Here is a 12,727-nt window from a genome sequence, read left to right as displayed (position 1 = left end):
AATTAATAAATTTAATTTAACGTTTTACATCCAAAAAGCGGACTCCGTTCTTATTTTAAGAGCAGAATCCGCTTTTTTGTAATACATATGTAACTTATGAAACAAACTATTTATATTGTTGTAACCTATGTTATCGTATTAGATGCTATTATAAGTACAGCAAATTAATCATATAAAGTTTTTACCTTATAGGAGGATTTTTATTAAATGAAGAAACTATTAGTAACATCATCAGTAGCGGCAGCAGCATTTTTAGCAACAGGAGTAGCATCACACAACGCTGATGCAGCTGAGTTAAATACAGCAGAACAAACTAAATTAGCAGAAACTGCATTAAATAATCCTGCAAAATTAAATCAACATCCAGTACAAGAGGGTGCATATGAATTTAATTTCGAATACAAAGGTTATGACTTCCATTTTGAATCAAATGGTACATACTGGGAATGGAGTTATGCAGCAGCTGGAACTGTTCAGCAACCAACTCACGTAACTACTAGCCAAGCAGCACCAGCTCAACAACAAGCTGCACCAGTAGCAAAACAACAAACACAATCATATTCTTATAATATGCAATCACAATCTTATAACAATAATTCAAATTACAGCTACAACACTCAATCAACAAGCTATAGTGCACCAGCTCAATCATATTCAGGCGGATCTAGCAACATTCCTGCAGCACTACAAGCAATTGTATACCGTGAATCACGTGGTGATATCCATGCTGTTAACCCTGACTCAGGTGCAGCAGGGAAATATCAATTCTTACAAACTACATGGGATGCAGTAGCACCAGCAGGTTGGAAAGGTGTAAACCCAGCTAGTGATCCAGAATATATTCAAGACCAAGCAGCATTAACTTTATGGGATAATGGTAACGGTGCAGGACACTGGGCATATTAATATTTAAACTACAGTCGGGACTTTTGTCTCGGCTTTTTTCTTTTTCAATTCTTTAATATTGCATAACATTAAGGGGTTTGATACATTTAAACTGTATTAATCATTAAATTATATAGAACTGCTAGGGGCGCCTTATGGCTGAGATAGTTGTACTAGACCCTTATAACCTGATTTGGTTCGTACCAACGTAGGAAAGTAGTATATTAAGAATAAAGATTCTAATATTTTACTGCATTCCTGCGAAGGTTTGCAGTTTTTTTATTGGGAGGATTTAGAAATGAATTTTGCTGAATCATTAGAAAGAGACGCACAACCTATTATTGATGAAATTTATCAAGACCATTTCATTCAAGAATTATTAAAAGGTAATATTGAGAAAGAAGCATTACGTCAATATTTGCGTGCCGATGCATCTTATTTAAGAGAGTTTGCGAATATATATGCACTATTAATCCCTAAAATGCCAGATTTAAATAGCGTACGTTTTCTAGTTGATCAAATTCAATTTATTGTAAATGGTGAAGTAGAAGCGCATGAATTTATGGCTGATTATATTGGTGAAAATTACAACGAAATTGTTCAAAAAAAGGTTTGGCCACCTAGTGGGGACCATTATATTAAACATATGTACTATAACGTCTATGCGCATGAAAATGCTGCATATGCGATTGCTGCAATGGCACCTTGTCCTTACGTATATGCAATGATTGCCAAACGCGCAATGAAAGACCCAGAATTAAATAAAGATTCTATTTTAGCAAAATGGTTTGAATTTTATAATACTGAAATGGACCCATTAATTGACGTACTAGATGATTTAATGAACCAACTCACTGCTCATATGTCAGAAGCGGAGAAAAAGGAAGTAAGAGAGAATTATTTACAAAGTACAGTTCATGAATTGAACTTTTTCAATATGGCTTATACAAGTGAAAAATGGCAATTTGGAGGAGAAAGAGTATGAATAAACCTAAAATAGCTTTAACCATTGCAGGTACAGATCCAACAGGCGGGGCAGGCGTAATGGCAGATTTGAAATCGTTTCATGCATGCGGTGTGTATGGAATGGCTGCAATTACCAGTATTGTGGCGCAAAATACCAAAGGTGTACAACATATTCATAATTTAGACGTATCATGGATTAAAGAACAGCTTGATAGTGTGTTTGATGATGAATTACCTCAAGCTATTAAGACTGGAATGATTGCAACCAAAGAAATGATGGAACTGATTCGAGAATATTTAGAAAAGCATCCAGAAATCCCTTATGTAATCGACCCTGTTATGCTTGCTAAAAGCGGTGATTCTTTAATGGATGATGCAGGTAAACATGCATTGCAAGAAATCTTGTTGCCGTTAGCTGATGTGGCTACGCCGAATTTACCAGAAGCTGAAGAAATAGTAGGTTTCAAATTAGATACTGAAGACGCAATTAAAAAAGCTGGAGACATCTTTATCAATGACATCGGTTGTAAAGGTGTAGTTATTAAAGGCGGGCACATTGAGGATAAAGCCATTGCGAAGGATTATCTTTTTACAAAAGATGGTTTAGAAGTTTTCGAAAGTGAACGTTATGATACTAAGCACACACATGGAACTGGCTGTACCTTCTCAGCGGTTATCACAGCTGAATTAGCAAAAGGTAAATCGATTTATGATGCAGTTAAAAAAGCTAAAGATTTTATTGCTTTAAGTATTAAATATACACCGGAAATCGGCCAAGGCAGAGGACCTGTGAACCATTTCGCGTATATGAAGAAAGTAGGACTAGATGATGAGTAATGTATTAAATCAAATTAGATCAGAACATCCATTAGTAATTTGTTATACCAATGATGTGGTTAAGAATTTTTCAGCCAATGGTTTATTAAGTTTAGGGGCAAGTCCAGCAATGAGTGAAGCACCTCAAGAGGCAAAGGATTTCTATCCGGTAGCAGGCAGTGTCTTAATCAATATTGGTACTTTAACTAAAGAGCATGAGCATGCGATGTTGACTAACGGCAAGATTGCTAATGAAACGGATACACCTTTAGTCTTTGACCCAGTAGCAGTAGGGGCGTCACAGTATCGTAAAGATTTCTGTAAAAACTTTTTAAAACAAGTTAAGCCGACTGTTATTAAAGGGAATGCTTCAGAAATTTTAGCATTAATTGATGATTCAGCAACTATGAAAGGTACAGATAGTGCTGATAATCTTGATATTGTGGATATCGCTAAGAAAGCTTACCAAGAATATCAAACAGCGATTATTTTAACTGGAGAATCAGATGTTATCGTCCAAGATGATAAAGTCGTTAAATTGCAAAACGGTTCGCATTTCCTTGCTAAAATCACTGGGGCAGGCTGCTTATTAGGTGCAGTTGTGGGAGCCTTCTTGTTCCGTGACACACATCCTTCAATTGAAACATTAGTTGAAGCGGTCTCTGTTTATAATATTGCGGCTGAGCGAGCAGAACAATTAAGTGACAGTAAAGGTCCAGGTACTTTCTTAACGCACTTTATTGACGCGCTTTATCGTATTGACACAGATGCTGTGAATGAAAACCGTCATGTTGAAGAGGTGGAATAAGTGTTTAAAGCAGATGATTTAAAGGTCTATTTTATTTGCGGAACTCAAGATATACCTGAGGGTCGAACAATTAAAGAAGTACTGACAGAAGCACTTGAGGGCGGTATTACACTATTTCAATTTCGTGAAAAAGGACCAGGTGCGAAAACTGGAAAAGAGAAAGTAGCCTTAGCTGAAGAATTGCAAACACTTTGTAGTGCTTACGATGTACCCTTTATTGTGAATGATGATGTTGAATTAGCTGAAGCAATCGATGCAGATGGGGTGCATGTAGGGCAAGATGATGAAACGGTAGACGCTTTCATTAAGCGTTTTAATGGCAAAATAATCGGTTTGAGTGTGGGCAACTTAGAAGAATTAAGTCAATCGGATTTAACTCATGTGGATTATATAGGTGTAGGACCTATTTTCAGTACGCCTTCTAAAGACGACGCCAGTGCACCTGTAGGTCCTGAAATGATTGAAACGTTACGTAGGGAAGTTGGTGCTTTACCTATTGTCGCAATTGGAGGCATTTCTCTAGTTAATGTACAAGAAGTTGCTAAGACCTCTGCTGATGGTGTATCAGTCATTTCAGCTATTGCAAGAAGTTCCAACGTTACCGAAACCGTACAAAATTTCTTACAATATTTTAAATAGTTAAGGATTTCACAAATTTTTTGTTTTCTACTGCTATTGGGTTATGGTAAAATTATCTTTATGTGAATAATACCAATAGAGGTGGAAAAATGAAGAAAAAAGCATTATTGCCTTTGCTTTTAGGGATTATGGTTTTTCTTGCTGGTTGTGATTACTCTAAACCTGAGAATCGTACAGGCTTCTTTTATAATACGTTTGTAAAAAATATGGATAACATAATTCATTGGCTAGGGTCTCATTTTAATAATGATTATGGTTTAGCGATTATTGTGTTAGTACTTGCTATTCGTATCATTGTATTGCCATTTATGTTATCAAACTATAAGAACAGCCACATGATGCGTGAAAAGATGATTATCGCCAAACCAGATATGGACGCGGTTAAAGAAAAAGTGCAACGCGCTCGTACACAAGAAGATAAAATGGCAGCTAACCAAGAGATGATGGAAGTTTATAAGAAATATGATATGAATCCGATGCAAAGCATGTTAGGTTGCTTGCCAGTATTGATTCAAATGCCTATCATCATGGGATTATTCTTTGTATTGAAATATCCTTCTCCAGGAGGAATTACAGAGCATTCTCATTTCTTATGGTTTAACTTATCCAAACCAGATATTTGGATTACGATTATTGCCGGTGTGCTTTACTTTATACAAGCTTATGTTTCAACTTTCAGTATGCCGCCTGAACAAAAACAAATGAGTTACATGATGATTATTATTTCGCCAATCATGATTATCTGGGTTTCATTAAGTTCAGCTGCTGCACTTGGTCTATATTGGTCAGTCAGCGCCGCATTCTTAGTAGTTCAAACATATGTTGCAAATAGTTATTACTCTAAGAAGGCAAAGGAAGAAGTTGCACCAATGATTGCGGCTTATGAGAAAGAACATGGCAAATCGGGTAATGGTAAAACGAAAAACACCCAAGTCGTTTCTAAGAAAAATAAAAAGAAAAAATAGATTTGAGAGAAGAAGATCAGTTGTAACCGAAAAGTTGCGACTGATTTTTCTTTATTTAAATTGAAAATAGGGAATAAGAATTCAAAGGGTAATTAATACAGGAGGGTCCAGAAAATGAAAATTGTAAGAGTGACAACTGATGATATTAAAGAATTACAGACAATCAGCTTTAGAACATTTGATGATACTTTCAGAGAAATGAACCATCCAGATAAGTTAAAAGATTATCTTAATAATGCATTTACTTATGATAAGTTGCAACGTGAAGTCGAACATCCTAACTCGTATTTTTATTTTTTGTATGACAATGATAAAATTGTGGGTTATCTGAAATTAAATGTTGGAGCAGCTCAAACTGAAGATATTGCTTCAGATGCATTAGAAGTTGAAAGGTTATATATTTTAAAGAATTACCAACATCATGGTTATGGTAAAAAGCTCATGAACTTTGCAATCAACTTTGCTGTGGAAGAAGGTAAGCAAAGCATTTGGCTTGGAGTATGGGAGAAAAATGAAAATGCTATCAAATTCTATGAACACTTCGGATATAAAAAAGTCACAGAGCACGAATTTAAAATGGGAGACGAAATTCAAACAGACATTATTATGGCTCAGAATTTAAAGTAATAATAAAAAGACTGGAAGACTTGTCACCATAGCTAAATCGCTATAGATGACAAAGTTTCCAGTCTTTTTTAGTTCATAAAATCCCATTCTTTAAAGAATTGCGCTACGAAATATTCCATAAATTGATGACGCTCTTGAGCAATGGCTTGCGCCGTTTCAGTGTGCATCAAGTCTTTTAATTTAAATAGCTTGTCATAGAAATGTTTAATAGCCGAAGGAGAGTAATCATTTAAATCACAATCGCTTGAAATACTATCTGGAATTTCTCCTGACCACATGGGCTCATTGAAATGACCGGCAAATTGGAAAGTTCTTGCGATACCAATAGCGCCAATAGCATCTAAGCGGTCAGCATCTCTTACAATATAACCTTCTTGGGACATGGCTCTATTGTTATTAGCACCGTTACGATAACTCATATATTTTATGATTTCTAAAATTTTATGTTTCATTTGATTATCTACATCAATCTGATCTAAGAAATTTTCGAGCTTCTCATAAGCTTCATCTTCATTAGTCAGTTTAGAATCTACCGTGTCATGTAATAAAGCGGCCATTTGAATGATATACGGATTACCGCTACCTTCTTGCTCTGCAATAAATAAAGCCATTTTCACTACACGCATGACATGTTGAATGTCATGTCCTGTTGAATCTTCACTATGGTGTGTTCTCATATATTTTTCTGCTTCTTTTATATGCTGATATTGATTCACAAAAAATCATACTCCTTAAAATGCTTACAGAATAGGGGAAATCAAATAAGAAATAGCTTCTTTAAATTTTATCCACAAACTGCGATTTTTATATTTTTCCATAGTAAATTTACTGCTTAGTTTCAAATCTTCGTTAAATTGCTCGCTCAACTGTATCGCTGTAGATTGATCATAGATAAATGCGTTCACTTCAAAATTAAGCGTGAAACTACGATGATCCATATTAGTCGTCCCAACACTTGCGACTTCGTCATCTATGATCATCATCTTAGAATGTAAGAAGCCATTTTCGTAGTGATAAATTTTAACGCCGGATGCGAGCAATGATGCTACATTCTTTTGTGTTGCCCAATAAACAAATGGGTGATCCGGTTTACAAGGAACCATAATTGTAACATCAACGCCGCCTAATGCAGCAATCGATACAGCATCTAAGAATCCTTGATCGGGAATAAAATAAGGTGTTTGAATTTTAATATATCTTTTAGCTGAAGTAATCATTTTTAAATAACCATATTTAATTTGTTCCCAATCCTCATCAGGTCCACTGGATGCAATTTGTATTCCTGTAGATTCTCCAGTATCGATATCTGGAAAATAGCGATCTGAATAAGCGATATTATGACGTTTGGCTTGAGAATTCCAGTCTAAAATAAATCGGAGCTGCAAGGCATTTACAGCGTCTCCGACAATGCGCAGATGTGTATCTCGCCAATAGCCGAATTTTTTCGATAAACCTAAATATTCATTTCCGACATTGAAACCGCCGACATACCCGATAACTCCGTCAATCACTACAATTTTACGGTGATTGCGATAATTAAGACGGAAGTTAATTAAAGGCAACTTAGAAGGAAAGAAGGATTCTACTTGCCCGCCTTTTTTTCTGAAATCATCAAAATCCTTTAAAGTTAAACTTCTGGAACCCATATCATCATAGAGCATTTTGACTTCGAGTCCTTCTTCTAACTTATCTTCAAGTGCTTGCAATATACGTTTGCCTAAGGTGTCGTTACGAAAAATGTAATATTGAATATGAATATAGTCTTGAGCGTTTTCAATATCTTGAATTAAAGCATCGAACTTTTCCTTACCATCGTTATAAATGGTAAGTGCATTATCAGTTGTTAAGAAAGCCGAGTTATTGTAAAGCAACATCTGAACCATGGATTTATATTTTACAATGACATGGTTCCCTTTTGAAAACTCATCATTTTTTAATGCTTCAGCTTGTTCTTGCACAATCATTTCTAAACCTGTTTTATCTTCTTCATTAATTTTGAATATATGTTCTCGTTGGATTTGTCGGCCAAAAAGAAGATAGACGATAAAACCTATAATAGGCAGAAATGCTAAAACAAGTAACCAAGCCCATATAGATCCAGGTGATCTGCGTTCTAAAAACACAATTGTAAAACTGAAAAATAAGTTCAAAATAAATAATGCAATTAATATAATATTGAAAACCAGGTTAGTTTGCTGTAACAGCATGTCTAGATAATACATGTTCTGAACCTCCATATTGTCCATCAACAACGAGTTTCTACCCGGTTAATATTGGTATTAATGCTTTTAATTGTAACACAGCTAAATCGGAATAGGTATAGTTTGACGTATACCTTAGTAGGGTATATTATAGTATTGAAAGTAATCGGGCGGAGGTTTAAAGATGACTGAAAATGACAAAGCGCATCATTCTGAACAAATTAAATCTAACTTAAAAGCACGTCTCAATCGAATTGAAGGTCAAGTAAGAGCAATTAATCGGATGATTGATGAAGATGTTTATTGTGATGATGTACTCACGCAAATACGTGCTACACGCTCAGCCTTAAATAGTGTGGCAGTTAAGCTGCTCGATCATCATATGAAAGGCTGTATTATGCATAAAGTAGATGACGGTCATGCAGAGGAAGCGATGGAAGAATTATTAGTAACTGTACAAAAATTGATTAAAGATTAGATGGAGGCTGTCATGCAAACTAGTATTATAAAAATTGATGGTTTAGAAACTGAAGAAGCACAACATAAATTACACCAACATCTTAGCGAAATGACTGGTGTTTCTGCGGTACAAGTAGATATGGATTCCAACGAAATTCGTATTAGTTATGAAACACCTGTCAATTTAAATAATCTTGAAAAAGAAATTTATGATGCAGGTTATCAAATATTAAATTAAAGGAGTGTTTATAAATGGAAGAGAAACAATTAAAAGTTGAAGGTATGAGTTGTGAACATTGTAAATCAGCAGTTGAAACAGCTGTCGGTAAAATCGATGGGGTAGAGAGTGTCAATGCTACTCCTGATAATGATACTGTTGATGTGAAATTCAATGGAGAAGATCAAGTATTATCTGAAGTTGAAAAAGCAATTTACGATGCAGGATACGATGTTGTAAAATAATTTGAATTAGGAAATGTATTTATCTAATACTTTTTTAATTTAGATAGCTTAGCCGGAGTGGATGCCGAAATAAATTATTTATTTCCGACCACTCCCTTATTTTTAGAAAAAAATATACCTTTATAGGGTATAGGAGTGGAATATATGGAAAAGGCTGAATTTAAAATTTCAGGCATGACTTGTGCTGCATGTTCAGCAAGAATTGAACGTGTATTGAATAGAACTGAAGGTGTAGATAGTGCAAACGTTAATCTAGTAACTGAAAAGGCGGCTGTGGACTTTAACAATCAAGATATTGATCTCAATGAAATTTTTGAAAAAGTAAAGAACCTAGGTTATGAACCTATTGCGATTGAAACACCTGAAGAAACTCAACAGAGAAAGAAAAAGGAATTGGATAAGCAGAAATATAAATTTATTATTTCATTAATTTTATCCTTGCCATTAATTTATACAATGGTAGGGCATTTCAGCTTTTTAAGTTTTCTGCCGCTTCCTCATTTCATGACGCACCCACTATTTCAATTTATTTTAGCGACACCTGTCCAATTTATTTTAGGATGGCAGTTCTATAAAGGCGCTTATGGCGCTTTAAGAAATAAAAGTGCAAATATGGATGTGCTTGTCGCATTAGGTACTTCAGCTGCTTACTTCTACAGTATTTATTTAGCTGTAATTCACTATGGCGAACTCCATATCCCTCTCTATTTTGAAACGAGTGCAGTGCTTATTACTCTCATATTACTAGGCAAGTATTTTGAAGCTAAAGCGAAAGGGCATGCAAGTGATGCTATTAATAAATTATTATCATTACAAGTGAAAGAAGCACGTGTAGAAAAGAATGGCGAAACAGTTGAAATGCCTGTTGATCAAGTAAAAAAAGGAGATATCTTGCTAGTTAAAAATGGCGAGTATATTCCCTTAGACGGCGAAATTATAGCAGGTGCAACCAGTGTAGATGAATCGATGTTGACAGGTGAAAGTATACCCGTCGATAAAGAAGAAGGAGATAAAGTTATCGGTGCTACTTTGAACCACGGCAACTTTATTAAAGTTAGAGTAACACAAACAGGAGATGACTTAGTATTAAACCAAATTATTCGCATTGTGGAAGAAGCACAGGGTGAAAAACCTAATATTCAACGCTTAGCAGATAAGATTTCAGGTATTTTCGTACCGACCGTTTTAATGATTGCTTTAGTTGTATTTATTGTTTGGTTCAGTTTAGTGACGCCGCTTAATTTCCAATCAAGTCTAGAAGTGTTCATCGCAGTAATTGTGATTGCTTGTCCTTGTGCACTCGGACTAGCGACACCGACATCAATTATGGCGGGATCTGGGCGTGCAGCTGAACTCGGTGTGTTGTTTAAATCATCAGAAGCATTAGAACAAACGCAAAACGTTGATACGATTGTATTTGATAAGACAGGTACTTTAACAGAAGGTCATCCAAGCGTTTATAAAGTGATAGATAATACAGATAACCAACAGCTCGGTGTATTGATGAAAAGTTTAGAGCAGCAATCAGAACATCCGCTTTCACAAGCTATTACTGAATACTATGCAGATACAGCTGTACTCCCTGTGGAGGATTATCAAACGCATGCAGGTAATGGTATTAGCGGGAAAATTAATGGACAAAGTATTAAAATTGGCTCTATTAGTTTTATTAAACCGGTATTAGAGCAATGGGATGATGCGCTTGAACAAGATATTCAATCCATGCAGCATCAAGGTGCAACCGTGGTATTAGCCACAATAGATAAGCAATTTGCGGGCATGGTTGCTTTACGGGATGAACCTAAAGCAGCAGCCAAGGATTTAATTTATCGCTTGCGTGATGAATACGAAATCATTATGTTGAGCGGAGATACACAGACAACAGCTGAATCAATTGCGAAAGAATTAGGCATATCGCATGTTATTGCCGGCATTAAACCAGATGATAAATCTAACCAAATCGGCCAATTACAAGATGAAGGTAAGAACGTCATGATGGTAGGTGACGGTATTAATGATGCGCCAGCACTAGCTAAAAGTAATATCGGAGTCGCTATGGGCACCGGATCAGATATTGCAATAGAAGCGGGCGACATTATGATTGTCGGCGGAGATATTCAGAAAGTTGATACAGCATTAGATATGAGTAAGAAAACATTGAAAAATATTAAAGAAAATCTATTCTTTGCATTTTGTTATAATGCAATCGGTATTCCAGTAGCAGCATTTGGTTTGCTTGCGCCTTGGATTGCAGGCACAGCTATGGCATTCAGTTCAGTATCTGTAGTACTCAATGCTTTACGTCTTCAAAAAGTTAAATACCAGAAAAATTTACAAAAATAATGTAGTAAATGAATATTTTTTAGGGTAGAATAAAAGTAACTTATATATAAGTAATTCGAAGATGGGGTGAACATAATGAATAAGAATACAGATAAATTACGTAATGTCGTTCAATTATTGTCTTCGCTCGGTGTCAACATTAAGAAAACCAAATCACGCTTAGAGATCATGCATACATTACCCAACACATCCGTGGCTACATCAAAGTTGAAATAAAGTTATTTCAACAGATGCAAAACAGGTTATCAGAAAACATTCTAATGAGTGTTTTTCCGATAACCTGTTTTTTAGTTGCTATGAGATTTAGCGGGTTTTGACCGTAAGAGGTCAGGTTGATAAGGAGTTGGCTGATGATAATAAATAGAAAGGACGATTCCGATGCCCACCATTAAACTCCATAACGAACTTCCTCCGTAACTGATGAATGGAAGCGGGATACCTGTAATAGGTAACAACTGAATAGTCATTCCCATATTCTGTACGGCATGGAATAAAATCAATGATACAAATCCGATAATATAAGTTTTGTTATAAATGTTATCTGTTTTACTTGCTAATCTTACAAGATGGAAAAGTAAAACTAAGAAAATAATAATTATGACTACGGCACCAAGAAAACCGAATTCTTCTCCAATCACCGAGAAAATAAAGTCAGTGTGGTTTTCTGGAATATAAACTTCACCATGATTCAACCCTTTACCGAATAATTGCCCTGAACCAATTGCCTTTAACGATTCAGTTAAGTGATAACCATCTCCAGAGCTGTATGCATAAGGATCAAGCCAAGAAGCAATACGTCCTAATTGGTAAGTCTTAATACCAAAGCCGCTTTCTATCAAAGAAGGTTTGTAAATAATTGATAAAATAAAGAAACCGCCCACAAACATAATCGTTAAGAAAATAGGTGCCAATATCTTCCAAGTGATACCGCTGACAATCAAAATTCCTACGATAATTGCTAAGCACACTAATGTAGTTCCTAAGTCATTTTGCAATAAGATAAGACCCATCGGTAATGCTGAAACTAATAAAATCTTCATAAAGAGCTTAAAGTCTGATTCTAATGATTTATTGAAGGTGTATTTATTGTGTTTAGAGACAATTTTGGCTAAGGCTAAGATCAAGATGATTTTCATGAACTCGGATGGTTGTATACTGATAGGGCCGAAACTGTACCAACTTTTTGCACCATTAATAATAGGTGTAATCGGCGTTTCCGGAATAATCAATAAACCTATCAATAAGATACATACAATGAAATACAATGTATAAGTATATTTCATAATACGTTTTGGTGAAATCAACATGATTGCCAAAGCTATGATGCCGCCTAATATGTAATATAGAATTTGACGGATGCTGAAATTAGAGCTGTATTGGCCGCCGCCCATCGCAGAATGAATAAACAAAACGCTGATAGTGGCCATTATAGCTAAAATGATAATCAGTACCCAATCGATACGCCGCAGCCATGATTTGCTGGGTTTTTGACGTTGAGCTTTCATCGATAAGTTCCCCTTTTATATTGCTATTTCTTTTTTCTTTAGTATATACCT

At 35.4% G+C, this 12,727-nt stretch carries 15 protein-coding genes and 1 riboswitch; of the genes, 12 read left to right on the top strand and 3 right to left on the bottom strand.

Annotated elements, in window-relative coordinates:
- Window positions 1-207: 207 nt before the first annotated feature.
- From CNQ82_RS09900 to CNQ82_RS09870, 7 genes are all read left to right on the top strand, one after another.
- A complete protein-coding gene (locus tag CNQ82_RS09900) occupies window positions 208-906 on the top strand; it encodes a transglycosylase family protein (RefSeq protein ID WP_123145121.1) in 699 nt (232 codons plus the stop codon).
- Window positions 907-1,019: 113 nt separating this feature from the next.
- Window positions 1,020-1,117, top strand: a riboswitch (TPP riboswitch).
- Window positions 1,118-1,183: 66 nt separating this feature from the next.
- Window positions 1,184-1,870 carry a thiaminase II gene (tenA, locus tag CNQ82_RS09895; protein WP_123145120.1) on the top strand — a complete coding sequence of 229 codons (687 nt, stop codon included), beginning with the start codon at window positions 1,184-1,186 and terminating at the stop codon, window positions 1,868-1,870.
- Window positions 1,867-2,688, top strand: a complete 822-nt coding sequence (gene thiD, locus CNQ82_RS09890) for a bifunctional hydroxymethylpyrimidine kinase/phosphomethylpyrimidine kinase (protein WP_123145119.1) — start codon at window positions 1,867-1,869, stop codon at window positions 2,686-2,688. Before tenA ends, thiD begins: the two co-directional genes overlap by 4 nt.
- On the top strand, window positions 2,681-3,475 hold the full coding sequence (thiM, locus tag CNQ82_RS09885; protein ID WP_123145118.1) for a hydroxyethylthiazole kinase: 795 nt from the start codon (window positions 2,681-2,683) through the stop codon (window positions 3,473-3,475). Before thiD ends, thiM begins: the two co-directional genes overlap by 8 nt.
- Window positions 3,476-4,114 carry a thiamine phosphate synthase gene (gene thiE, locus CNQ82_RS09880; protein ID WP_123145117.1) on the top strand — a complete coding sequence of 213 codons (639 nt, stop codon included), beginning with the start codon at window positions 3,476-3,478 and terminating at the stop codon, window positions 4,112-4,114.
- An 89-nt stretch (window positions 4,115-4,203) separates the two neighbouring features.
- On the top strand, window positions 4,204-5,079 hold the full coding sequence (gene yidC / locus CNQ82_RS09875; RefSeq protein ID WP_123145116.1) for a membrane protein insertase YidC: 876 nt from the start codon (window positions 4,204-4,206) through the stop codon (window positions 5,077-5,079).
- 114 nt (window positions 5,080-5,193) lie between these two features.
- Window positions 5,194-5,706, top strand: a complete 513-nt coding sequence (locus CNQ82_RS09870) for a GNAT family N-acetyltransferase (RefSeq protein WP_123145115.1) — start codon at window positions 5,194-5,196, stop codon at window positions 5,704-5,706.
- Between the two features lie 68 nt (window positions 5,707-5,774).
- Here the strand turns inward: CNQ82_RS09870 and CNQ82_RS09865 are convergent, their stop codons facing one another.
- Together CNQ82_RS09865 and cls are read right to left on the bottom strand one after the other, a co-directional pair.
- Window positions 5,775-6,422: an HD domain-containing protein gene (locus CNQ82_RS09865; protein ID WP_420876455.1), complete on the bottom strand. Its 648-nt coding sequence runs from the start codon at window positions 6,420-6,422 to the stop codon at window positions 5,775-5,777.
- Between the two features lie 24 nt (window positions 6,423-6,446).
- Window positions 6,447-7,928, bottom strand: coding sequence for a cardiolipin synthase (gene cls, locus CNQ82_RS09860; protein ID WP_123145114.1), 1,482 nt, complete (start codon window positions 7,926-7,928; stop codon window positions 6,447-6,449).
- Window positions 7,929-8,091: 163 nt separating this feature from the next.
- Between cls and csoR the strand changes: the two genes are divergently transcribed.
- The 5 genes from csoR (at window position 8,092) to CNQ82_RS13170 (ending at window position 11,387) form a co-directional block, all read left to right on the top strand.
- Window positions 8,092-8,385: a copper-sensing transcriptional repressor CsoR gene (gene csoR, locus CNQ82_RS09855; RefSeq protein WP_095104322.1), complete on the top strand. Its 294-nt coding sequence runs from the start codon at window positions 8,092-8,094 to the stop codon at window positions 8,383-8,385.
- Complete coding sequence (gene csoZ / locus CNQ82_RS09850; RefSeq protein WP_240624881.1) at window positions 8,386-8,604, top strand: putative copper chaperone CsoZ; 219 nt, start codon at window positions 8,386-8,388, stop codon at window positions 8,602-8,604.
- Between the two features lie 14 nt (window positions 8,605-8,618).
- A complete protein-coding gene (locus CNQ82_RS09845; RefSeq protein WP_123145112.1) occupies window positions 8,619-8,828 on the top strand; it encodes a copper ion binding protein in 210 nt (69 codons plus the stop codon).
- A 144-nt stretch (window positions 8,829-8,972) separates the two neighbouring features.
- Complete coding sequence (locus tag CNQ82_RS09840; protein WP_123145111.1) at window positions 8,973-11,171, top strand: heavy metal translocating P-type ATPase; 2,199 nt, start codon at window positions 8,973-8,975, stop codon at window positions 11,169-11,171.
- A gap of 75 nt (window positions 11,172-11,246) precedes the next feature.
- Window positions 11,247-11,387, top strand: a complete 141-nt coding sequence (locus tag CNQ82_RS13170) for an Lmo0850 family protein (RefSeq protein WP_095104330.1) — start codon at window positions 11,247-11,249, stop codon at window positions 11,385-11,387.
- 71 nt (window positions 11,388-11,458) lie between these two features.
- Here CNQ82_RS13170 and CNQ82_RS09835 read toward each other — a convergent pair whose 3' ends face one another.
- Window positions 11,459-12,676, bottom strand: a complete 1,218-nt coding sequence (locus CNQ82_RS09835) for an FtsW/RodA/SpoVE family cell cycle protein (protein WP_123145110.1) — start codon at window positions 12,674-12,676, stop codon at window positions 11,459-11,461.
- Window positions 12,677-12,727 lie beyond the last annotated feature (51 nt).

Origin of the sequence: Staphylococcus debuckii (genome assembly GCF_003718735.1) — a bacterium.
Lineage (GTDB): Bacteria > Bacillota > Bacilli > Staphylococcales > Staphylococcaceae > Staphylococcus > Staphylococcus debuckii.
Note: the sequence above shows the minus strand (reverse complement) of the source record. Positions and strands in the feature narration are given on the sequence as shown.